18 protein-coding genes are annotated in these 24,594 nt (G+C 44.5%); 15 read left to right on the top strand and 3 right to left on the bottom strand.

Going from position 1 to position 24,594, the window contains the following annotated elements:
* Positions 1–121: 121 nt before the first annotated feature.
* From rlmB to BLW60_RS14340, 3 genes are all read left to right on the top strand, one after another.
* Positions 122–883: a 23S rRNA (guanosine(2251)-2'-O)-methyltransferase RlmB gene (rlmB, locus tag BLW60_RS14350; protein ID WP_074718578.1), complete on the top strand. Its 762-nt coding sequence runs from the start codon at positions 122–124 to the stop codon at positions 881–883.
* Positions 884–893: 10 nt separating this feature from the next.
* Positions 894–3,425 carry a hypothetical protein gene (locus BLW60_RS14345; protein WP_074718576.1) on the top strand — a complete coding sequence of 844 codons (2,532 nt, stop codon included), beginning with the start codon at positions 894–896 and terminating at the stop codon, positions 3,423–3,425.
* 67 nt (positions 3,426–3,492) lie between these two features.
* Complete coding sequence (locus BLW60_RS14340; RefSeq protein WP_074718574.1) at positions 3,493–4,899, top strand: LCP family glycopolymer transferase; 1,407 nt, start codon at positions 3,493–3,495, stop codon at positions 4,897–4,899.
* Between the two features lie 39 nt (positions 4,900–4,938).
* Here BLW60_RS14340 and BLW60_RS14335 read toward each other — a convergent pair whose 3' ends face one another.
* Positions 4,939–6,210, bottom strand: a complete 1,272-nt coding sequence (locus BLW60_RS14335) for an aspartate aminotransferase type Ic (RefSeq protein WP_074718572.1) — start codon at positions 6,208–6,210, stop codon at positions 4,939–4,941.
* A 331-nt stretch (positions 6,211–6,541) separates the two neighbouring features.
* Here BLW60_RS14335 and BLW60_RS16335 point away from each other — a divergent pair, with 331 nt between their 5' ends.
* A complete protein-coding gene (locus BLW60_RS16335; protein WP_081348282.1) occupies positions 6,542–8,122 on the top strand; it encodes a dockerin type I repeat-containing protein in 1,581 nt (526 codons plus the stop codon).
* 222 nt (positions 8,123–8,344) lie between these two features.
* On the top strand, positions 8,345–9,211 hold the full coding sequence (locus tag BLW60_RS14320) for a tetratricopeptide repeat protein (RefSeq protein WP_074718570.1): 867 nt from the start codon (positions 8,345–8,347) through the stop codon (positions 9,209–9,211).
* A 349-nt stretch (positions 9,212–9,560) separates the two neighbouring features.
* On the opposite strand, the gene BLW60_RS14315 is transcribed toward BLW60_RS14320, so the two are convergent.
* Positions 9,561–11,477, bottom strand: a complete 1,917-nt coding sequence (locus BLW60_RS14315; protein WP_074718568.1) for a glycoside hydrolase family 3 protein — start codon at positions 11,475–11,477, stop codon at positions 9,561–9,563.
* Positions 11,478–11,674: 197 nt separating this feature from the next.
* On the opposite strand from BLW60_RS14315, the gene BLW60_RS14310 reads away from it, so the two are divergent.
* The 10 genes from BLW60_RS14310 (at position 11,675) to BLW60_RS14265 (ending at position 23,362) form a co-directional block, all read left to right on the top strand.
* Positions 11,675–13,177, top strand: a complete 1,503-nt coding sequence (locus BLW60_RS14310) for a serpin family protein (RefSeq protein ID WP_074718566.1) — start codon at positions 11,675–11,677, stop codon at positions 13,175–13,177.
* Positions 13,178–13,463: 286 nt separating this feature from the next.
* A complete protein-coding gene (locus tag BLW60_RS14305) occupies positions 13,464–13,925 on the top strand; it encodes an RNA polymerase sigma factor (protein WP_074718564.1) in 462 nt (153 codons plus the stop codon).
* A complete protein-coding gene (locus BLW60_RS14300) occupies positions 13,922–15,127 on the top strand; it encodes a hypothetical protein (RefSeq protein WP_074718562.1) in 1,206 nt (401 codons plus the stop codon). Before BLW60_RS14305 ends, BLW60_RS14300 begins: the two co-directional genes overlap by 4 nt.
* Before the next feature lie 175 nt (positions 15,128–15,302).
* Complete coding sequence (locus BLW60_RS14295; protein ID WP_074718560.1) at positions 15,303–16,757, top strand: dockerin type I domain-containing protein; 1,455 nt, start codon at positions 15,303–15,305, stop codon at positions 16,755–16,757.
* A 14-nt stretch (positions 16,758–16,771) separates the two neighbouring features.
* On the top strand, positions 16,772–17,761 hold the full coding sequence (locus tag BLW60_RS14290) for a hypothetical protein (protein WP_074718558.1): 990 nt from the start codon (positions 16,772–16,774) through the stop codon (positions 17,759–17,761).
* A gap of 6 nt (positions 17,762–17,767) precedes the next feature.
* Entirely contained in the window at positions 17,768–18,814 is a 1,047-nt protein-coding gene (locus BLW60_RS14285) for an acyltransferase (RefSeq protein ID WP_074718556.1), read from the top strand.
* 48 nt (positions 18,815–18,862) lie between these two features.
* Positions 18,863–19,603 carry a GNAT family N-acetyltransferase gene (locus BLW60_RS14280; RefSeq protein ID WP_074718554.1) on the top strand — a complete coding sequence of 247 codons (741 nt, stop codon included), beginning with the start codon at positions 18,863–18,865 and terminating at the stop codon, positions 19,601–19,603.
* A 74-nt stretch (positions 19,604–19,677) separates the two neighbouring features.
* Positions 19,678–20,019: a hypothetical protein gene (locus BLW60_RS14275; RefSeq protein ID WP_074718552.1), complete on the top strand. Its 342-nt coding sequence runs from the start codon at positions 19,678–19,680 to the stop codon at positions 20,017–20,019.
* Between the two features lie 85 nt (positions 20,020–20,104).
* On the top strand, positions 20,105–22,327 hold the full coding sequence (recD2, locus tag BLW60_RS14270; protein WP_081348280.1) for an SF1B family DNA helicase RecD2: 2,223 nt from the start codon (positions 20,105–20,107) through the stop codon (positions 22,325–22,327).
* A 15-nt stretch (positions 22,328–22,342) separates the two neighbouring features.
* Positions 22,343–23,362 carry a rod shape-determining protein gene (locus BLW60_RS14265; RefSeq protein ID WP_028516432.1) on the top strand — a complete coding sequence of 340 codons (1,020 nt, stop codon included), beginning with the start codon at positions 22,343–22,345 and terminating at the stop codon, positions 23,360–23,362.
* A gap of 345 nt (positions 23,363–23,707) precedes the next feature.
* Here the strand turns inward: BLW60_RS14265 and BLW60_RS14260 are convergent, their stop codons facing one another.
* Positions 23,708–24,538, bottom strand: a complete 831-nt coding sequence (locus tag BLW60_RS14260) for an Mrp/NBP35 family ATP-binding protein (RefSeq protein ID WP_074718548.1) — start codon at positions 24,536–24,538, stop codon at positions 23,708–23,710.
* Positions 24,539–24,594: the final 56 nt, after the last annotated feature.

The raw sequence follows: 24,594 nt of genomic DNA, 5'->3' as shown, positions 1-24,594 counted from the left end.
TAAAAAACACTTGTAATTTCAGACGAATAATGATATAATAGGAATGATATTTCGTTTTAAGCAAGTATCACAAAACACAGAACAAAAGGAGCATGGGCAGCTTTTGTGCCCTCTGTAAGATATGGAAAAAGAGAAAAATACTACAGAAGCGTCCGAAAATATAATATGCGGACGTAATCCCGTTATCGAAGCACTTAAATCAGGTGCTAACCTTGATACTATATATATCAACGGTAACGGCGGAAGCCTCGGTGTTATCCGCCGACTTGCAAAAGATAAAGGCATCGTCGTAAAAGATGCCGATGATAAAAAGCTCTCAAGACTTTCAGGAGGTGGTTCTCATCAGGGCGTTGTTGCCGAAGGAGCCTGCGGAGAATATGTTTCCGTTGAGGATATCCTCGCTGTTTCACAGAAAAAAGGCACTAAGCCTTTCATCATCATCTGTGATGAGATCGAAGATCCCCATAACCTCGGTGCTATTATCCGTACTGCCGAAACATCGGGAGCTGACGGCGTTATTATCCCGAAGCGCAGAAGTGCTTCCCTTAACGCTACTGTTTTCAAGACATCAGCAGGTGCAGCAAATTATGTGCCTGTTGCAAGAGTCTCAAATCTCGCAAGCTGTATCGACACACTCAAGGAAAACGGCGTGTGGATATACGGCACTGACGCCTCGGGCACTGATTATTCAGAGACAGACTTCACAGGCGGAGTCGCTCTTATTATCGGCTCTGAGGGCTTCGGCATGAGCAAGCTTATACAGAAAAAATGCGATTTTATGATAAAACTCCCTATGCTTGGAAAAATAAATTCACTCAATGCTTCCGTCGCAGCAGGTATCTTTATGTATGAGGTGCTGCGTCAGCGCAGAAGCAATAACTAAGGAGATAATTATGTCGGAACAGAAACCATCGCTGGAGGCTATTCTTGACGAGTACTCTCCCGATAACAACGGACCAAAGACTAAAGTGGGCAGAGTAGATGCCCAGAAGATCATAAATTCAACTGTAGACTCACCCGACATCGTTCAGAAAGCTAAATCAAGACCTCCCGTTTCACATGAGAAATCCGCGCTTTTTGACAATGCGCTCCGTAACGAACAGCCTGCGGACGCTGTCAAGCCTGCCGATCTTTCACGGCATAAGATAGCCGTTGTAAGCTCGGACGCAATGAGCGAGATACGTACAAATCCTCAGCGAAAGGTGATTCCGTCAGGTGTAGTCACCCCTGTACAGATGAATCCCGATGAAGCTCCAAAGATAAGGCGTATGAGCGAATCTACGCGTGCCAAGGAAGCTGACGGTAAAAAATACAAAAAGAAGCGCAAGGGCAAAAAGGATAACGACTATACCTACGCTAAGGAAACTCCCGATGGAGAGTATATGTATGCTCCCCCTGAGTTCAAAAAGAAAAAGCGTACCAGGATACAGATAATACAGGCTGCCGAAAGTCCCGAGGGACGCAAGCAGATAACCGATATCGTTCCTTCGCCTGCTGCTGTGGAGGCTGCAAAGCCTGTTGAACCTGCTCCGAGAGCTGAGCTCACAAGCATAAATCTCAGCGAAAAGGCACAGATAGACGCAGGTCAGCTCGATGTACACATAACTCAGGAAGCTGACGAGTATATGTCGGTACATTCAAAGCGCAAACGAACAAAACGTATCGTTGACTTCAATTATTACGGCGATGTTGAAGATGTCGGACGAGATATATACGAGCTGAAAAGCACTATTTCCGTCAGAGTCGTAATTCTTGCTATGACGGCTTTTCTGAGCCTGTTCATAACGATATCCAATCAGTTCCAGCTGCCGCTGCTTGATTTTCTGAGTATGTCGCACATAAAGACATACCTCACCACACATCTTGTGCTGGGAGTTATATCCATACTCTCATCAATGGCAGTGATAACAAAGGGAGTGAAAAAGCTTGTCAGCCTGAAAGCAGACAGCGATTCCATGACGGCAGTAACAGCTATTTCCTGCCTTATCGCGCTGATACCTGCATTTCTCAGACCTGATCTTGTCACGACCGAAAACATACATATATATATGCCCGTGGGTATCCTTGCTCTGTTTATCAACGCAGTGGGCAAGCTACTTATTATAAGACGCGCAGCAAGGAATTTCAAATTCGTTTCAAAGAATTTCGACCGTCACGGCGTTACATATGTTACAGATGAGGAACGTGCAGAACGTATAACCCGCGGAACTCTCGGAGACTTCCCTATCCTTGCTTCTATGAGGAAAACGGACTTCCTTACCGATTTTCTGCGATATACCTATTCTTCGGATATGACCGATGAATTCTGCAAAAAAGCTACTCCTATATGCCTTATTGCTTCGATCATCGTTTCATTCTTCCTTACATTCTTCTGTAAGGGCACTTTCTTCAACCTTGACTCGGCTGCATTCGGATTTTCAATATTCAGTATGCTCATATGCGCTACTTCCTGTATCGCTATACCGTTCGTAGTCAATATACCGCTGGAGAATGTTTCAAACAGTGCGATCAGAAACAAGGGCATAATGCTTGGATACCAGAGCGTTGACGACTTCTATGATACAAATTCCATATTGATTGACGCAAGTTCTCTTTTCCCTGAGGGTACTGTCAGACTTGACGGTATCAAGGTATTCTCGAATACAAAGCTTGACGAAGCTCTCCTTGAAGCTGCAAGCCTTACAGCTACAGCAGGAAGCATAATGTCACAGCTCTTCACAGACGTTATCGCAGGCAGAAACGGTGTGCTCTACCCTATCGAAAATTACTCCTATGAGGAGGGTATGGGTATGTGCGGCTGGATAAACAACAAGAGAGTCCTCTTCGGAAACCGTGAGCTCATGACGAGCCACAACATCGAGGGCGTACCTACAAAAACACAGGAAGCCGAAATGGTGGACGGCAAAAAAGACGCAATGTATCTTTCGATATCGGGAAATCTTGCTGCGATGTTCGTAGTTGATATCGTTGCCGACCGCTATGTGAAGAAATGGTCAAAGAAGCTCTGCAAGAATAAGATATGCTTATTCGTAAAGAGCATCGATCCGTGTATCACCGTTAAAAAGCTCAATACCCTTTTCGGTATACCCGAGGATATGTCAAAAATACTTCCCAAAAAGCTCCATGAGGACTTCTACGAGGAGACCAAAAAGGCAGTACGTCTCAGTTCTTCAATGGCTACTACAGGTAAATTCTCCTCACTTGCCGAGCTTCTCATCGGCACTAAGGTAGTCCATACATCTGCTATAATAGGTCTTATCCTACAGACAGCATCAATAATTCTCGGCTTCGGACTGTGTATGCTTCTGATACTTTCAAAGGCATTCCGATCCAATTATGTGTATATGTCAGCTACCGCACTGACCGTTTATAATCTGGTCTGGGCTGCTGTCACATACATTGCCGTAAGCATCAAAAAAACATAAATAACCAAAGAACCTGTATCTTCCGCAAAGTTGATACAGGTTCTTAAAGCATAGAAAGGACACAACCATGCCAAACAAATATAATGGCAAAAACCATGACGAAATAAAAAATACTGACGATGAGGATACAATGCTTCTGCCTGATGATCTTAACGATTACAGGCAATATCAGCAGCCCCGTCAGGAGCTTCCTCATCTGAGAAAGGTGGGCAGCAACACTTCCCGTCCACAGCAGAAAAACGGTGAGAGGGTATATACTTCAAATGATCCGCCGCAGTTTCCGCAATCCGGACAGCCGCCACAGTTCCCACACAGCGCTGCTCCCCCACCGCCAATGCATCAGCAGTCGGGACAGTATTACGACTATAATCAGCAGCCGCCTCAGAACTACAGCGGATATTCACAGACTCCGCCGCCTGCTGCACCTACAGCTCCGCCGCCGCAGAGACCTGCTTCACAGAGCAGACCTGCCGCTGCTCCCGAGCCTGAACACCAGCCAAAAAAGAAAAAGCGCAAGCATAAATCTCTTGCAAGGAAGATAATCGGCAGGATAATTAGGTCATTACTTGTTCTTTTCCTGCTGCTGTTCGGAATATATTCATGTACATCTTTAAGCCTTATCAGCAAAATGAACCATGTTGAAACAGGCAACCGTACTCATTACGCTAATAATACGGGCAGAAGCCATGTCCGCAGCGTACTTGTAATCGGTACTGACGGAAGGACTAATGACGACCGCGGACGTTCGGACTCTATGATACTCGTTTCTCTCAACAGCAAGACAAATGAGCTTATTATGACATCTTTCATGCGTGACTGTTACGTTGAGATACCTGATAACGGCTGGAACAAGCTCAATGCAGCATATGCTTTCGGCGGTCCCGAGCTTCTCATGGACACTATCGAATATAACTTCGATGTACGTATCGACGATTATGTTTCTGTAGACTTTGCTTCATTCGTATCCGTTGTTGATTCAGTCGGCGGAATAGATATCGAAGTAAGCGATGACGAAGCCGAGGAGATCAACGTTATCCTCATATCTGAGGTAAATGAGCTTATGGGTGATGACAGAATGTCAGACCTTCTTGACCACGGCGGAAAACTCCACCTTAACGGCAAGCAGGCACTCTCCTACTCACGTATACGTAAGGTCGGCAACAGCGATTTCGAGCGCACACAGCGTCAGCGTCGTGTAATGTCCCTTATCATCGCAAAACTCAAGTCATTCAGACCATCAATGTTCAAGCACCTTGCATCTGACGTTATCCCCGATGTTTCAACAAATATGTCAACTCTCGATGCTTACCTGCTATCACTGAGACTGCCTTTCGCAGCAAGATACAAAATGAAGCAGATACAGATACCTGCCGAGGGTACATTCTACGGCGCAGATGTTGATGTCGGAAACGTTCTGCAAGTTGACTTTGACGCAAATATGGACGTTATCGAAAGAGAAGTATTTGCAAAATAACGTAAAAAAGCCTCCTGATATTCAGGAGGCTTAAACTTTTTATTCAGCAAGAAGCTTTTCAGCAGCTGCTATCTTTACGCATATCACAAACAGCTCCATTGCCTTTGCAAGATCCTCTATCGGAGGATATGTAGGAGCAAGTCTGATGTTCTTGTCCTCGGGATCAACTCCGTATGGGAATGTTGCACCTGCACCTGTAAGTGTTACGCCTGCGTCCTTACATAGCTGGACTATTCTCTTTGCGCAGCCATTAGGTGCATTGAATGAGATGAAGTATCCGCCCTCAGGTGTAGTCCATGTGCCGATACCGAGAGGTGCGATCTCACTCTGGAGCTTATCACATACAAGTCTGAACTTAGGAGCAATGATAGCCATGTGCTTCTTCATATGCTCAACCATATTTTCGTATGTACCAAAATACTTGACATGGCGCATCTGGTTCATTTTATCAAAACCGATGATGCTGATGCCGAGATACTTTTTAAGCTCTTCGATATTCTCCTTGCTTGCGCCCATTACTGCAACGCCTGCGCCGGGGAATGTTACCTTTGATGTAGAACCGAACATATAAACGATATTCTCGTTGCCGACCTTCTTGGCTTCATCAAGTATGTTGAGAATATATTTAGGCTTATCTGTAAGATGATGTATACAGTAAGCATTATCCCAGAATATCCTGAAATCCTTTGCAGCAGGCTTGAGTGCAGCAAAACGCTTTACTGTCTCATCACTGTATGAGATACCGTCAGGATTTGAATACTGCGGTACACACCAGATACCCTTTACAGCTTCGTCCTTTACGAGCTCCTCTACCATGTCCATATCAGGGCCTGTAGGAGTCATAGGTACATTTATCATTTCTACGCCGAAAAACTCAGTCACCTTGAAGTGTCTGTCATATCCCGGTACAGGACAAAGGAACTTGATCTTTCCGCACTGTGACCACGGCTTGCTTCCGAGAATTCCCTTATTGAAAGCGCACTGCATTGAGAAGAACATTGCATTAAGGCTTGAATTACCGTAAATGATGACTTCATCAGAAGCAACGCCCAGCATATCCGAAAACAGCTTCTTTGCTTCGGGAATACCGTCAAGTATACCGTAATTGCGGACATCATTTCCGCACTCGCTCATAAAGTTTCCGTCATCGAAAGCCCTGAGCATATCAACGCTCAGCTCAAGCTGCTCCTTACACGGATTACCTCTTGCCATATTGAGACAAAGCCCCTGACCTTTGAAGTCGTTGTAGAGCTTCTCGTTCTCACTCTTGAACGAAGCGATCTCATTTTTTGTCATCTGGGATAAATTCATTATAAGGATCTCACCTTTCAAATATTTATGGTGCATAACAGCACAAAATCTCCACATAAAAGTATATCACAGCATTGACACATTTTCAAGAGACAATATAACAAATTATAAACCTTGAAAACTCTTTTTTTTGTTGTTTTCGGCATTTACGCCTATATATAGCGATATTCTCTTTTGGTATGGCTTATGAAACTGTAATGCCAAATGTAAATGTTTAATGAAAAATCAGTGAAGCCCATTGACTTTTATAGCAATTTTGTATATAATATATGTATATAGAAAAAGAATACATAGGGGATGGGAATTAATTGCTTCAATAGGAGGTATCTTTATGAAAAAATTAATCTCATCGACGATCTCTGTAATGACATCTATGGCTATACTTGCCTGTGGCTGCTTTAGCACAGCGTTTGCTGCCGGTGATATGACATCAGAAAATACAGATATTATTGAGAATGAAACGTATCTCGGAGATTTTGACATCTTCAAAGTTCAGCTATCAGATTATCCTGAACTGAAATCTAACTACTCAAGCGACTCTTACAATTACGGCGATATGCTTGACGAGAACAATCTCGCTGTGTACAACGCCGTAAAAGATCTCACCGACCCCACTGATCAGGGATTTACGGTAACACTTCCAAATCCTGTCAGCGTCAAGCTGTCATCTTCGCCTTATTCAAAATCATTCAAGGACGAAGATGCAGAAAAGCTGCAAAACGCATTCATTGAAAACTGCAAACCGGGACTTGACTGTGCTTTTTTCGATATGCCCGAGCTATACTGGGTAGATCCTTCACTATGGTCTATCGCTATCGGAAAAGACACAAGTTTTACTTCAAACTGGCCGTTTTCATCAGGCTATACCGCTCTGATATACAAGATAACTATTTATCCTGCATATATGAGCTGTTTTGACTCAGCAGATGAAGCTAAGGAGTACGGAGAAAGACTTGAAGAGGCTCTTGAAAAAGTTGATATCTCTGGCGAAACAAGATATGAAAAACTGAAAAGTATCCATGATTACATAGCTAATTCCACTTATTACGATACTGAGGCAAAATTCAGCAGTTCCGCACTTGGTGCTCTTGTTGAACCGGGAGTAGTTTGCGAAGGATATTCCGAAGCTTTTAAACTCATCTGTGACAGGCTTGACATCCCTTGTGTATGCGTTTTCGGTAATCTTAACGAAGAAGAAAAATCCGCTCATATGTGGAATTATGTCAAAATGGAGGACGGCATCTGGTACGCCATGGACGTTACATGGGACGACCTTGACGGCAAGAACGGCCGTCAGATAAAGTATGATTACTTCCTGAAAGGTTCAAAGAGCTTTAACAAAAACCATACTCCTGAGGCGATCTATACTATCACTCCTCTGAATTATCCCGAAATATCAGAGACTGATTATGTTTATACACCTCAGACAACTACAACATCTGCGGCAATGACTACAACAACAACGACAACTACCACGACCACATCAAAACCTACCACTACAACGACTACGACAACCACAACTACTTCAAGACCAACTACTACCACGACTACAACCACGACCACAACGACTACATCAAAACCAACTACTACCACAACTACATCAAAGCCGACGACAACGACAACAACTGTTACTACTACAGAAACTTCCACATCTGCGACAAATACTTCGTCAGCTTCATCAACGACTTCAACAACTTCACAGACAACAACTACAACAACTACTACTGTGAAACCTGAAAAGCTCGTTGGCGATATCAACCATGACGGTGAAGTCAATATTGCAGACCTTGTTTACTTGCAGAACGCTCTGCTTGGCAAGGTAAGGCTTCGCTCTATGTGCGACTGCAACGAAGACGGCGTTGCTGATGTTTTTGACCTTGTATTTTTAAGAAAACTTGTTATCAATCAATAATTGTTCTTCCATTTCAAAACGTCAGAGGCTCCGAACTTCTATCGGAGCCTTTGTACGTTAATGCCTCTTTACAATTACAGTGTTTTGTGTTATAATCCCTTGGGGTAAAAGTATTTTGCAGTGCATGACAGCTGTTATGCAGCTCCCTTACATTCGGATATACAGGCTGTTTGCCGATACCTACTTTAAGAAAGGGCTTCATTTTATGAAGTATGATAGAATATGAAAGAACCTTCTCCCAAAACTAATAAGTATATACTTATTTTCACTTCATTATTCATGCGATGGGCAATAATGTTCATTATCATCTTTTCGCTGACATCTCTTATTGATATCATCAGCGGACAGAGATCCAACACAATAGCCTTTCGTGTGATGTTTGCCGCAGTCGGCTCTGTGATAGCAAACCTTATAGCGCGGCTCTTCATTCTTCCGCGGCTGAATAAGCAATACAGCGTTTTCCGCAAGATACTGCAAAAGATAGCCGATTGTGGGTACTCTGACGATGTTATCTCAAAAATGGAAGAGCAGCTCACATTCTGTCGGGCAGAACCGCGAAAATATACAGCCTACACCAATCAGTATGCTATGTTTCTTGCGGAAGCATATATGTCTCTGAGACAATTCGACAAAGCTGAGGAAAAGCTTGAGATAGCCGACATCGACTTCATGCAGTTACAGGCTAAAAATCCCGAGTCTCTGCCTGCACAGCACAATATCGTAATGCTTTGCGTACTCTGGGTGCAGCTCTATGCAGGACGCAATGACAAAAAAATGCTGGAGGATCAGCTCAGGAACAGTGAGCGATATTTTGCAAAATACCGCGGCATGAACGAGATCACGGATTATTTTATGGATACGGCTTATTTTGAATCGCTAATGATACACGAGCAATACGAAAATGCCTTAAAGCTTCTGGACAAATATGCAAAAGATGAGCAGCTTTCCTTCGGCGTTTTCCTTGATAAAGCCCGCTGCCTGAAAAAAATGGGCAGACACGAAGATGCCAACTCATATTTCGATAAGGCATACGAAACAGCCACTAATGACTGGCGCAGAAAAACAGTCGAATTAGAGCGCGGTGTATAGCCACTTAACTGTGATACTTATATAAAACTTTATATGAAATTATCGGGGAAAACCTTTCTGAGGAAAGGTTCCCTCTGACAGAGGCGCGCCCCTCTGTCACTGCGTGACATCTCCCCCCACTGCGGGGAGTCACCCCGCCCCCCTTTCCAAAGACTTTTAGCTGATTTTTCTATAACAGAGCCCCCTTGTAAGTATCTACAAGGGGGCAGATCTTTTTATATGGCTCTGTTAAAGAAAAAAATTAAATAACGGTCTTGAAAGAATCCAGAGAAATACTTCTTCAAAAGTTTCCCTAAATAGCTCATGTAAAAAAATTCTATATAAGTCCCACGGTTAAATGGTGACATCATCAGTATTCAAGTCCGAAGCCTTTTTCGAGCCAGCATTTATCAGTGCCTATCTGGTCAACGGACTCATACCACGGACTCGGAAGCTTTCCTGTGAACTTGCTTCCGCCGCAGAGCACGTCTGCTACACCCTTGCCCTCAGAGCCTGGGAGATAGCACATTACCACGCTGTCCCAGCTGTCAAGGTCAGCCTTGTCGAGTATCACCTGTCTGCCTGCAACGATACAGGTTACAGTTGGCTTGCCGAGCTTCTTTGCTTCGTCAATAGCCATACGGTTCTTTTCAAGTCCAAGCTTGCCGCAAAGCTCCATATCCTCTGTATCACCGTTCCACTCGGAATAGACCTGTTCGCCCACAACGTTCACAACAACGTCTGCTTTCTCAGCCTCCTTCGGGTTTGTTATAACGGTAATTCCGTACTCCTCGGCAACTTCCTTGAAGCCCTCAAGTATGGTAGTGGCTCCGGGGATATCCTTTGTGTAGCTCTCAGCCCAGTCAAGAGTCCAACCGCCGCACTGTGCGCTTGCATCATCGGAAGCAGGTCCTATGACATATACCGATGAACCGCTCTTTATAGGAAGAACACTGTTCTCATTCTTCAGCAGTACAAGACTCTCCTCAACAAGCTTTTCAGCCACCTCTCTGTACTCCTTTGAGCCTGTTTCCTTCTGCTTTGTAACAGACTTCTCAAACAGCGGATCATCAAAATAACCGTAATCCTTCTTTACCTTTATGATACGTGTAACAGCATCGTTGACACGCTCCTCCGATATCTTTCCGTTTTTAACAGCGTCGATGATAATATCTCTTGCTTCATCGAACTTGTTTGGCTCCATGAGCATATCTATACCTGCATTTATGGCAGCGATGACCTGCTCCTCATACGACTTGTTCGGAATATTCTGGATAGACTCCCAGTCGCTGACGATAAAGCCCTCAAAGCCCATTTCTTCCTTGAGCATCATAATGTACTTCTTGTTCTCATGCATTTTTATGCCGTTAAGAGATGCGTGGCTTATCATTATAGTTTGTGTGCCTGCGTCTATCATATCCTGATATACTTTCAGGAGCTTATTTATCTCATCATCGGAAAGAGTAGCCTCACCGCGGTCGATAAGTCTGTCAACGAACTGCTCACCGTTCATTGAGTCCTCGCCTGTACCGTAGGCAGCATTTCCCTCTGCAAAAAAGTGCTTTGCACAGGTAATTCCGCCGCCGTCGATATAACCCTTTATGTACGAAGAACCAAGCTTTGATATGATATCAAGGTCAGAGCTGTAGCACTCGTATGTACGTCCCCATCGAGGATCAACAGAGGGTGTAACTACAGGGAAGAAGTTCCACGGGATATGGCATATTTTGGCTTCATCTGCAACTATCTGTCCCATTTTATATGTGAGTTCTTCATCGTTGGCTGCTCCGATACCGATATTGTGTGGGAATATTACCGAGTCAAGGCAATAATTAACGCCGTGAGCGTGATCCATTCCGTATATAAAAGGTATGCCTGCTTCTGAATTTATAGCACCCTTCTGGAGCTCATTCGTCATCTCCTGCCACTCCTGACAGGTGAATTCCATACCAGAAAGCTCACCGAGAACGCTGCCGAAATCCTCCTCCTTCATAATAGCTTCGGGATCATCCATGACCATATATATAGCAGGCTGAACCATTTGAGCAGCTTTCTGTTCAAGAGTGAGCTGTGCAACTATCTCCTCGGGAGTCATTGAAGCATACTTTTCATATTTTAACTGCGCATCACTGCTTTTTTCTGTTGTTACCTCAGCAGCCGTCGTTGCTGTTTCAGTTGCCTGTGTTGTTTCAGCATTTTCAGTACTGTTTTCGCCTTTTTTGTCTGAACATGATGCTAAAACCGTTATCATTGCAAGTGATAATAATAATGAAACGACCTTTTTCATAATTTGTCTCCTTTGCGTTTAATACGAACATAAAAATAATATGTATTATACCATAAAACAGCAATAATGTCAAATATATACAGTACGTTTTGTTCACAGAATGTTTACATTCAAAGCCGCACATCTCCCCTTTTTTTACGTTAATATATATGAAAAGCGAATGGTTTCGCTAAAGTGAAATATGAGGAGGTTTATATATGAAATTCAGAAAGCTCATTTCAGCTGTTATGGCTGCTTGTATTGCAATTCCCGCAGGTATCGCAGGAACTGTCAGCGCACTTGAAGAGCCGATAAAAGGTGATGTAAACGGTGACACTTCCTTCAATCTTGCTGACATGGTAATGTATCAGCGTTGGCTCAAAGGCAGCGGCGAACTCAAAAACATCAGCAATGCCGACGTAAACGAGGACGGCGAGCTTGATATATTCGACCTTAGTGCAATGAGAAAAATGCTCATTGAGTGTATCGGCAGTGTTCCCGTGCCGAGCTATGCTCCGAATTCGAGAAATCTCTGTGCAGGCATAAACAAGTCCGCTGTTGAAGGTAAAGAAGCTGACGAAAAATTCATCGAAAGCCAGATGAAATTCACTGTAGATATGCTGAAAGCCACTACAAAACAGGGCGAAAACAGCATGATCTCTCCTTATTCCATAATGCAGGCACTGGCAATGACAGCCAACGGTGCAAACGGCAAGACACTTGAAGAAATGGAACAAGTACTCGGCAACGGAATGTCCATAGATGAGCTTGACCAATATCTGCTTGCTCAGCGCAAAAGAACAATTAACCCCAATGAATCCGAATATAACAAGTGGTCAATGAGTACAGCTAATTCTATCTGGGCTATAGACAACCCTTATCGTATACAGGCGCGTCCCGAGTTTATACAGAAATGCGTTGACTACTACGACAGTGAGTACTACATCGCTCCCTTCGATGATACTACGCTCGAAGATGTAAACGGCTGGGTAAACGAAAAAACTCACAAGATGATACCAAGTATACTCGAGCACATCTCCGATGACGCTGTTATGTACCTTGTTAACGCAGTTGCTTTCGAGGCAGAATGGATGAGACCTTACGATAAATATGAGATCGCAGACGGCAAATTCACTGCTGCCGACGGCACAGAGCAGGAAGCAAAAATGCTTTGCAGCGACGAAGTTTATATCGGTGACGAGGATACAGACGGTATGCTGAAATATTACAGCGGCGGAAAATATGCCTTCGCAGCTCTTCTCCCCAAGGAAGGCACTTCCGTTGAACAGTATGTGGCAGACCTTACTCCCGAAAAGCTCAGCAATATCCTCGGCAGCTACAAGGAAAATTACGAAAAGGCAGATGTAAAGCTCCCTAAGTTCAAATGCGAATACGGAGAAAATATTTCAGACTACCTTATAGATATGGGTATGCCCACTGCTTTCAACAGAGGTGATGAAGCTGCTGATTTCACCAATATGTCATCTATCGCAGACGTTCACCCTATCTTCATAGGCTATGTTGTGCACAAGACCTTCATAGACCTTGACGAAAACGGCACAAAGGCTGCTGCAGCAACCCTTGTTGCAATGAACGACGGCGAAGCTTTCGAGCCCGAAGATCAGAAGAAAGTTATCCTTGACAGACCTTTTGTTTACTGCATCATAGATACACAGACATCTGTCCCTGTTTTCATCGGCGTACTCAATTCACTCTCATAAGCTGTAACTGCACTTTGCAGCTTTTAATAAAACATATCCTGTAAGGGGGATAATCAGAAGGGGGACTTTTTTCAAAGTTCCCCTGTTTTTCAGACTATACAGCTGCTGATACAGCAGTATTTCCGCTTATTGACCGGCATTAACAACATATATTCGTCCGTATAGGCGGACAAAATAATTCCTAATTACGAAATTTCAAAAAAATTCTCTCCTTGGTTGCTTTATTTATTATTATGTGTTATAATGTAATAATGTATAAAATTAAGACTATGGAGGAGGTGTCTCTTTGGCATTTGATATTGATGAACAATACGACAAAATATACCGCTACTGCTACCTGAAAGTTAAACACAAAGAGACTGCTGAGGATATTACTCAGGAGACCTTCCTCCGTTACCTTGAACACCCTCAATACAGCAATATCGACAAGACATTACAGCTCCTCTACACTATCGCAGGCAACCTTTGCACTGATGAATTCAGAAAGCATAAGACCGATGAACTGACAGATACAGAAGCTTCATCGGAAAATATCGAGGAGAATGTACTCTCTGACATCGAACTCAAAAACGCTCTTACAAAGCTTTCGGAGGACGACAGAGAACTGATACTTCTTAAATATATAAATGAAGTACCCGTAAACGTAATGGCTAAGCTGTATAATATCTCGCGTTTCGCACTTAACCGCAGGATAAACCGTGTCCTCGGTATGCTGCACGAGTATATGGGAAAGGAGGAGCTTAAATGACAGATAAAGAAAAGAAAAAACTGCTTGAAGCTTTCGACATACCCGATCCTGACAGAAAAAAACAGTTTTCAGACGAATACAGAAAGCGCAGACCCGAAAAAATAAAGAAGCCTATATTCCCTCTCATTATGCGCACTGTTGCTTCTGCCGCAATGCTTGCACTGGTAATAGGGGCAATAACACGCATACCCAAGCCTGATACAGATATGTTCAACGACGATAACATTATCGAAACTACAACGGCTGCAACTTCCATAGAGGCTTCTGCACAGACCACAGCTGATAATTCGGCAGCTGTCACAACAACCGCTATGGGCAAAGATAAAAGCAAGACAACAACCGCTTCCAAGGCAGTTTCAACCGATCCTGCAAAGACAAATGACGATAACTCAACTGTCACTGCAGAAGCAGACGATCCTGAAAACAATGAGCCCGAACCGACAGAGCATACACAAAAACCTGCAAGAACAACAAAAACTCCAAGCGTAAGAATTACTACAACACGCGAATCCCAACATCATCTAACTACTACAAAGCCTGCTCCCCAGCCTCAGACAACAACTGTTACCACATCATCAAAAGCGAGTGCAGGTGAGGTCGAATCGGGAGCAACTGGAAGAGATATGACCGTTGACATTGATGTAAAATACGATGTCCGTGATGAGATACTTACAGTTGAAGCACTTTCATCAGGCAACGGCGTCGGCAGGGACGGCAATGACGACAAAAACGGCTCCGATATCCCTGTTGACGAGAAAATACGCGATATGTTCAGTGACTCAAATGCAGTTGTACTTGCAAAAGTCAACAAAATAGTGTATACTTCTATTGACGGCGAAGCTTATACTGCCGAAAATATCACTATCACAGAGGTATTTAAAGGCAGTCTTACACCTGATGACAGAATAACTCTTTTCGTAAGCGGCGGATATATCCCGGGAGAAGAATATATAAAACATCACAGATATGTTCTGCTTCCCGATGCCGAGAATTATTCCATATATGACGGCGGCGGCTGCGCAGGAAGAGAGTACGTGGGAGATACTTACCTGTTTTTCATCAAAAACAGCAGCTCATCATTCCCTCATGGCTCATTTGAGCTCATAAGCCACGGTGACGAAGCTGTATTCAGACAGGAAGATGACAGTTACGTATCTATGCATGACGACTCACTTTCACTGGAGATTTCTTCACTATACTGACCTTTTATGCAGATTTTTTCGCGTGACAGAGCGAAAAAAGCCTTTATATCAAACATAATACCAAAATTTGTTCAAAAATGGTAAAAAAACTTTTTTCGTTTTTTTGTCACATTTCTGAAAAACTTTTCGTTATGTTAATATAGAACGCAAAACAACCCATGAAAGGAAGATATTTATGAATAACAAAAAGCTGTTGAGTTTTGTTCTCTCAGCTGCTATGGCAGCTACATCAATATTCCCTGCGACCGTATATGCAGCTGTCAGCGGTGACATCAACGGGGACGGTTCTATCACTTCCGCCGACCTCGATATTTTACAGGGATATGTGCTCGGCAAGCACGACATCACAGAGGAGCAGTTCAAGGTCGCTGACATCAATCTTGATCAGGTCGTTGATGTTTATGATGTAACTGCACTCAGGAAGCGTATCCTCTCAACTGACAGAACACTTAGTTTCAAGTCCGTTACCGAAAGGATAAATGACGGTATCACAGATACTCTTAAAAAGCTTGACATTCAGGCAGGAGGTACTGTGGTTAAATCAACAGCTGAACTCAAAGCAGCTCTCTCACCTTATTTCTCTGAAACGTTAGTAAACAAGTACTTAACCAAGTATAATGATGACTTCTTCAAGGACTCTGTTCTCCTTATAAAGCCTGCTTACTTTGATCCTGCCAAGTACACAAAGAACGGCACAATTACAAAGCTCAGCTGCGGCTGTGACAATTCATATGCAGGTCTGTATACAACAGGTCCTACTGTTGATCAGGGTCTGAATATCAGAAAAGAACACGATTTCAACTCTGCTTCACTTGGTCAGATACCTCCAGGAGAAAAGTTCAACATAACTTACGCTCACGGAACAGCAAACGGCGACTTCGGTCACGTTACATATAAAGGCATATCAGGCTATGTAAACATGGCATATGTTACAAAGCTTTCAAGCACTGCACCTGAAACTATAGCTGTTCCCGATCTCAGAGTTGACTCAGTCAAGTACTCAAAGGGTACTGTAACTGTTTCTGCTACTGAATACAATGCAAACTCAACTGTAAACTTTGCAGCAGCTGTCCTCGCTCAGGTCGTAGTTCCGAAGAAGGATTACTACGCTTCAAAGGCACAGTGGACAGTAACTACTACAACTACCACAACCACCACTACAACTACAACAACTACTACCTGCGCTTATCCTCTTGCTAAGGCAAGAATGGAGCAGAAGAACATAAAGACTCTGAAAGACGCTTTCATTGACTGCTCGAACAAGAATGTAACAGCTGTATATGTAGAGTGGGAAAAGGACGCAAGCAAGATAACCCTTCAGAAAGCTGCTGATTACGGTTTCAACTCCAGAAACGGAAATGCAAATGCTGTAGCTAAGGGCAACTGCTATGTCCTTGCTGCTATGTTCTGCGAAATGGCAAGACTTCTTGGCTATGATGCTCACCTCATAAACGGTCAGGTACCGCTTAAAGTAGGCGGCTACGGACCTCACGGCTGGGTAGAGATAATCGAAAACGGAGCAACTTATGTATATGATCCCGATTATACATTAGAATCAGGCGAGAACGGTTTCGCACTTACCTACGGTCATACCGTATGGCCATTACAGAAATTAGGCGAAATAAAGTAAAAGGAGATAATATTATGAGAAAGAAAATTGCAATTATCGCTTTCATTTCTGCACTTGTCCTCACAGGCTGCGGAAATGTCACACAGGCTGCACAGGTTCCTGAGGCAACTACAGCTGTAACAACTACTGCCGAGCCAACTACAGAAGCAGCAACAGCTGCTGAGGAATACAAGCTTATCGGCAAAAAGGCAGAGGGTTCAGATGTATTGGTCGCTGACCTTGAAAACAAGACAGACAAAGAGATCGTAAGCTTCACAGTAAAGGCTGAAACAGAGGAAGAGTATCCCGAGAATATGCTCGAAGAAAAGGACTCTTTCGCAAAGGACGAAAAACGCACACTTTACTATGTACCTAAAAAGGTAAGTGACATAACATACGGTGAGTCTGATAAGATCGCTACTCTCCAGTACTCTGTAAAGATAGAGTTTGCTGACAAGACAGAAGCTGTTCTTCACAACTTCCCATTCGATGACATCGACAAGCTCGCTGAGATCCACCTTGAGGACGGCATAGCATTTATCAAGTACACTTCAAAGAGCACAAAGGAAAAAGTAGATACAAAGAAGTCAGAGGAAATGGCTGCTGTACTTCCTGAGTCTACAGAAGCTATCCACGAGCTCGATCCTGACGCAAACAATAACATCGACGCATCATACGTTGAAGAACCAACATATGCACCTGCTCAGCAGCAGGCTCCTGCTGCACAGACTCCTGATACAGGATGCGGCAGCGGCTTTGCTACTAACCCTGATACAGGCTGTGGAAGCGGCTTTGCAACAAATCCCGATACAGGCTGCGGAAGCGGTTTCGCTACAAATCCCGACACTGGCTGCGGCAGCGGTTTTGCAACAAATCCCGATGCAGGCTGCGGAAGCGGTTTTGCTACAAATCCCGATGCAGGCTGCGGAAGCGGTTTTGCTACAAATCCCGATGCAGGCTGCGGAAGCGGCTTCGCTACAAATCCCGACGCAGGCTGCGGAAGTGGTTTCGTAACAAACAACTGATAATATATGAATAACAGAATACTATATCTGAGCCGTCTTAAAGCTTTAGCCTGTATTGCGGTAACTGTTCTCCACACATTCCTTGCAGCAAATATGTATTCCTCTGATCTGAGTTCTCAGGGAGCTATGATGACTGTGAGGAACTGTATGATGTGGGCAGTTCCCTGCTTTGTAATGGCTTCGGGAGCACTTCTGCTGGACAGCAAGCGTGTGCTCTCGATGAAAAAGCTCTTCGGTAAATATGTACTGCGAATGGCAGTTGCACTGGTAGTCTTTTCGATATTGTTCGCAGTATTCGACGGTGTATTTATAAAAAAATGCGGCGTTGGCGAAATGTTCACGGACTCAATTGACGCTATCTTCTTTGGCAGCGGCTGGATGCATATGTGGTACATTTATTTACTGTTTGCACTGTATCTTATGCTGCCCATATACAAGCTGATCACTGGAAATGCCACAGCAGCACAGCTTAAATATATCCTGCTCATCTATACGATATTTGCTTCGCTGATACCGTTTATAGAAACAATTGCAGGCAAAAAGCTGCCGTTTTACATCTGCGTATATACAGTTTATCCGCTTTACTTCTTCTTAGGTCACGCTCTTCATACGGGAATAATAAAGCTCCCGAAAAGAGCAAGCGTACTCATGCTTGTGATATGTCTCGGCATAATCGCAATGCTGACCGTACACGCCTACAACAATTCAGAGGCTGCACCCGAAACAAGCGGCAAGATGATAAATCTTCTCGGAGTTTACTCTTTCCCACTGTATGTTGCAGCAGCTATAGCTTTGTTCGGTTTCCTCAGAAAGACAAAAAATCAGCCTGTGCCAGTTATTGATAAGATCGCCGCAGAGCTTGACAACTGCTCGTTCGGCATCTATCTTCTGCATATGGTCGTACTCAGATATATATTCTTAGTTATGAAGTTCAATCCATTTGAACACGGCGGTACGATATCTACTATAGGCATTTGCCTACTTACCCTCGTTATCTCATATGCAGTAACGAAAGTACTTAAATTCATACCGTACGTGAACAAACTCATATAACTCAAAGCTCCCGAAATGGGAGCTTTTAATTATCTCAGAGGTGATAACATGAAAGAAATACCTGTTTCAGAATACAGCCGCTTTTTACCGCTGGCTCAGAACTCTCCTTTTTGCAGAGTCTATCCAATGTCAGTGACTGAAGGCAGACAGAGCGGCTTCATATACACAAACGAGAGCGAAAGCGTCGTACTCATTCGTCACAGAGGCAATTTTACTTTTATTTACGGAACTCCCGAAGAAAACGATATCCGCGAGATACATGAACTTATCCTGTCAGAGGGACTGAAATTCCTGTGTCAGGACAATACACTGGCAGATAAACTCCTGCAATACGGAGGAGTTGAGCTTGTTATGCGAGATGCATACTGCTATCCAAATGACAAAGCTCCCGATATTGATATCCCTGACGGTCATTCCCTGCGCAAGATAGATGAGGAGCTCTTCAACGCGCTCACGGGAAGAGTCGTCCCCTCGTTTTACTGGAAGGACTACGCTGAATACAGCAAAAACGGCAAAGGCATCTGCGTTATGCACGGAAATGAGCCTGCTTCATGGGCTTTCTCGGCTGCTTCAAGCAGCCTGGAATGTGACATCGGTATCGAGACTGCTGAAGCCTATCGCCGCCGCGGACTGGCTTTTATTGCCGCAGCTGCTGCCATAAGGGATATGCTCCCCGAAAAGCGTCCTGCATGGACTTGTCAGCGTTCAAACCTCGGTTCAGCAAGAACAGCTGAAAAACTGGGCTTTGTTAAACGCGGCGATTACTTTTTGATAAGGAAACCTTTATAAGCTCCCATATCGTGAGCTTTTTCGTAACCACTCCCCCACTCGGTGCATATAATATTGCGGAAGGAGTGGTCAAAATGAAAACACCAGAGATGATCGCTATAATAGTTGTTGCTGTTATCGCCGCTGCAGAGCTTATATGTCTTTTTATATGCTCAAAACAAAGGGGAAAAAGCTATCCCCTCTGCACTGTATTGCCCGTATTTCCCGATGATACGGAGCTTTCAGAGCGGCTTGAATACCTCTCTTCACTGATTGAGGACGGAAGTCTCATAGCTGACACTATCCTGCTCATAGACTACGGCGGAAGTGCCGAGCAATTGCAGCTTTGCAGCGAGTTCTGTGACCGTTACCACTCCGCAGAGCTTATATCCCCCGAGGATATAGAAGCATATCTAAAAAAGCCGTATAAAAAATAAGCACCTTTTTTCTCCGCGTCTGTTGCTATTTTCTGAATTATGTGGTATAATGTATAATGTATTTTTGTGTGCAGAGGTGAAAAACGTGGAGCATGAGGTCCTTCACATTGAGGGCACAGTCGAAAATGTCCTTTATAAAAATGAGAATAACGGCTATATCGTCCTTGACCTCGATGCAGGCGGCGAGCTTATCACCGTTGTGGGAGAGCTTGGTGACATTGAAGAGGGCGAAGGTCTTATCCTCGAAGGCAACTACATCACTCACCCACGCTTCGGCACTCAGTTCAGCGCAGTTTACTGCGAGAGAAAGCTACCTGCAACTGTTGTGAATATAGAGAAATACCTTGCTTCGGGAGCAGTCAAGGGCATTGGTCCGGGACTTGCAAAGAAAATAGTTGAAGTATTCGGCGACCGTACACTTGATATAATGGAGAATTCTCCGTTCAGACTTGCAGAGATAAAGGGCATATCGCCAAAGAAGTGCGACGAGATAGCCGCAGAGGCTCAGAAGCTTTTCTGCCTGCGCAATCTTATGTCGTTCCTGTCACAGTATGAGGTCAGGTCAAGATATGCCATGAATGCCTACAGGAAGTACGGCTCGGACGCGATGACACTTCTAAGGCTCAACCCTTACCTGCTCTGCACGGACTACATCGAGCTCGACTTCAACAGTGCCGACACTATCGCTCACGACCTGCATATACCGCGAAATGACAATAAGCGCATTATCGCAGGCATACAGTATATACTCCGCGCTAACGGCGGCATAGGTCACACCTGCCTGCCACTTGAAGTTCTTGCACAGAAAACACAGTCCACTCTCGGAGTGTCCGAAAGTGACTTTTACACAGCTTACAACGCAGCTCTCGATGATGACGAGCTGTTTGAATACATAAAAAATGAGATAGAATTCGTCTATCTTTCCGATTATTACTATGCTGAAAGCTTCATTGCCGACAGGATACACATTCTCAAAGACTTCTCCTCCCCCGAGGATTTCAACTATGATACCCTTATCGACATCGAGGAAGAGGAGCATAACATCAAATACGAAAAGCTCCAGCGTCAGGCTATAACAACTGCGGTATCACGGGGACTTATGGTACTTACAGGCGGTCCCGGTACAGGTAAGACAACTACCCTCAACGCTATAATCTCCATTTTTGAGAAGCGCGGTATGAAGGTACTCCTTGCCGCTCCTACAGGACGAGCTGCAAAGCGTATGTCCGACTTGGCAGGCTGTGAGGCAAAGACAATACACCGTCTCCTCGAAGTAGTATACGACTCGGGAGACAGGCTCACCTTTGCACATAACGAGAATAATCCCCTTGACTGCGATGTGCTCGTTATAGACGAGATGTCAATGGTTGACGTTGTGCTCTTTGAGAAGCTTCTCCGCGCAGTAAGGCTGGGATGCCGACTTATAATGGTCGGCGACAGCGATCAGCTCCCGTCTGTGGGCGCAGGAAATCTCCTCGGTGATATCATTGACAGCGGAATAGTTCCCGTTACCGAGCTTAAAGAAATATTCCGACAGGCTCAGCAGAGCTGTATAGTTACAAATGCACATAAGATCGTTGCAGGAGAATATCCCGACCTTACACGCAAGGACTCGGACTTTTTCTTCTTCAAGCGCACCGACTATCAGCAGGCACTTCAGCTCATAGTTGACCTTGTAAAGACAAGACTGCCCAAAGCCTATAATTACTCCCCCACTGAGGATATACAGATACTTACGCCGTCCCGCAAGGGCGTTACGGGTACTGTTGAGCTGAACAAGCTTTTGCAGGATCAGATAAATCCCCCTGCAAAGAACAAGCAGGAGAAAAAGGGCTACGTCTACACCTACCGTGAGGGTGACAAGGTAATGCAGACGCGCAATAACTACGACATCACATGGTCAAAGGAAGGCGAACAGGGCGCAGGCATATTCAACGGCGATATCGGGCGCATCATAAGCATAGACAACCGAAGCTCACTTGCTGTCATAGACTTTGACGGCAGAAAGGCTACATATACATTCGACCTGCTCTCACAGGTAGACCTCGCCTACGCAGTTACGGTACACAAGAGTCAGGGCTGCGAATTTGAAGCGGTCATACTCCCCATAATGGGCGGATTTGACAAGCTGTGCTACAGAAATCTGCTGTACACAGCCGTTACAAGAGCAAAAAAGCTCCTCATAGTCATAGGCAGTGAGGAGAATATATATAAAATGGTAGACAACAACAAGCGCACAAGGCGGTATACCTGCCTGCGCCATATGCTTGCAGGGACAAAGAAGTCACCTTCCCCCTTCGAGCTGTAAGAAAGGAAGATAAAAATGGCAAACACTGATATCGGTATCGACCTCGGTACTTCCAATATCGTTATGACAATGGGCAATAAGGGAGTAGTTCTCAGCGAACCCTCTGTTATCGCTTACAATACAAGAACTGAAAGAGTTCTTGCTGTCGGCAAGGAAGCCTATGAGATGATAGGCAGAAATCCCGACTATATCGCTGTTAAGCGTCCTATAAGCGAGGGCGTTATCTCAGACGATGACCTTACTCACAGCATGATACGCGAATTTATACTTAAAGTTACAGGCAAGCAGCTTGTAAAGCCCCGTATCGTCATATGTATCCCCTCTTTCATCACTGATATCGAGAGCCGTGCAGTCGTAGAAGCTGCAAAGAGCGCAGGTTCAAGACAGGTATATCTTATACAGGAGCCTATTGCGGCTATGATAGGTGCAGGAGTAAATATCACAAAGGCTAAGGGACACATGATAGTCGATATCGGCGGCGGTACTACCGATGTGGCTATAGTTTCCATGAACGGCGTAGTCACTTCACATACCGTAAAAGTGGCAGGAAACGCTATCGACCGCTCTATCATCAAGTATATGCAGAACAAGTACAAGCTCCTCATCGGCGAAAGAACTGCCGAAAAGGTAAAGATAGAGCTCTGCAACCTCTACGATCCAAGCGATGAGATGACATATATCGTCAAGGGCAGAAGTCTCCTCAAAGGACTTCCCGCACAGGTGCTTCTCAGTGAAACAGAGCTGTTTGAGGCTATCGAGGACGACACCTTCACTATCATGGAGGCTATCCGCAAGGTACTGGAAGATGCTCCTCCCGAACTTGTGGGCGATATCTATGATAACGGACTCCTCCTCACAGGCGGCGGCGCTCTGCTTGGCGGACTTACTCAGCTCATCAAGCGTACTCTGGGAATAAGCTGCAATATCGCTAAGGACTCCATAAACTGCGTTGCAAAGGGTACAGGCATGGCATTCGGAAGAATGACAACTCTCCTTGACGGATTTGAAGCAGCCACAGTCTATAAATATAGGTAATTCATAATTGTAGGGGCGAGTTCCGCTCGCCCGAGAGAAACTATGCGAATAAAACATATAATGTGTAGGGGCTGCCTGTGGCAGTCCGCGAATTACGATTCAAATAGTAGGGGCGGATATTATCCGCCCTTTTTATTATTTGATAGAAACTGACGCCCGGTGGGCGTCCCTACAGTCGGTCATTTATATTTTATGGGAATTCGCGGAACGCCGAGGGCGGCGTTACCTACAAGCTAACGGCTAATGGCTAACAGCTCGGGCGCACACTGTGCGCCCATAAACATAGCAAAAGGGCGGATAATATCCGCCCTTACTGATAACTATGCACTAAGCACTATACACTGATCACTTTTCCATTGAAACTATCTTCTCGGCAGCTTCTGTGAGCCACTCGCCCTCGAAGAGCTCTATAGTACCCTGATCGCAAAGCTTTGCAAGCTGTGGGTCGATAGGGAGCTTTGCAAGTACAGGTATATCGTACTGTGCAGCTATATCCTCGATATGGCTCTCGCCGTAGATGCTGTGACGCTTACCGCAGTCAGGACATTCAAAATAGCTCATATTCTCGATGATACCGAGTATCGGTATATTCATGAGCTTAGCCATTTTTACAGCCTTTTCAACTATCATTGAAACAAGCTCCTGCGGAGATGTAACGATAACGATACCGTCAACAGGAAGAGACTGGAAAACAGTAAGCGGAACATCACCAGTTCCCGGAGGCATATCAACTACGAGACAGTCGATGTCCTTCCAGATAACGTCTGTCCAGAACTGCTTTACAACTCCTGCGATAACAGGACCTCTCCATACTACAGGATCGGACTCGTTTTCGAGAAGAAGATTTATAGACATGATGTCAAGTCCCATTTTTGTCTTAGCAGGGATAATACCGAATTCACAGGCATCAGCCTTCTGATGTATACCAAAAGCCTTAGGGATAGACGGTCCTGTGATATCAGCGTCCATGATACCAACATTCTTGCCGAGTCTCTGCATAGATACTGCAAGAAGAGAAGAAACGAGAGTCTTGCCGACACCGCCCTTACCGCTGACAACTCCGATGACCTTGCCGATATTGCTCATAGCATTAGGCTTTTCGAGAAAGCTCTGAGGCTCCTGTCTGCTGCCGCAATCGCTTCCGCAGCTTGAGCAGTCGTGTGTACATTCGCTCATTAATAAACACTCCTTATGATGTAATACAATTATTATACCCCAAAATGTATTTTTAG

The organism is Ruminococcus flavefaciens (genome assembly GCF_900108555.1).
Taxonomy (GTDB): Bacteria; Bacillota; Clostridia; order Oscillospirales; family Ruminococcaceae; genus Ruminococcus; species Ruminococcus flavefaciens_P.
The sequence above is the reverse complement of the archived record's forward strand: the minus strand, read 5'-3'. Positions and strand labels throughout refer to the sequence as shown.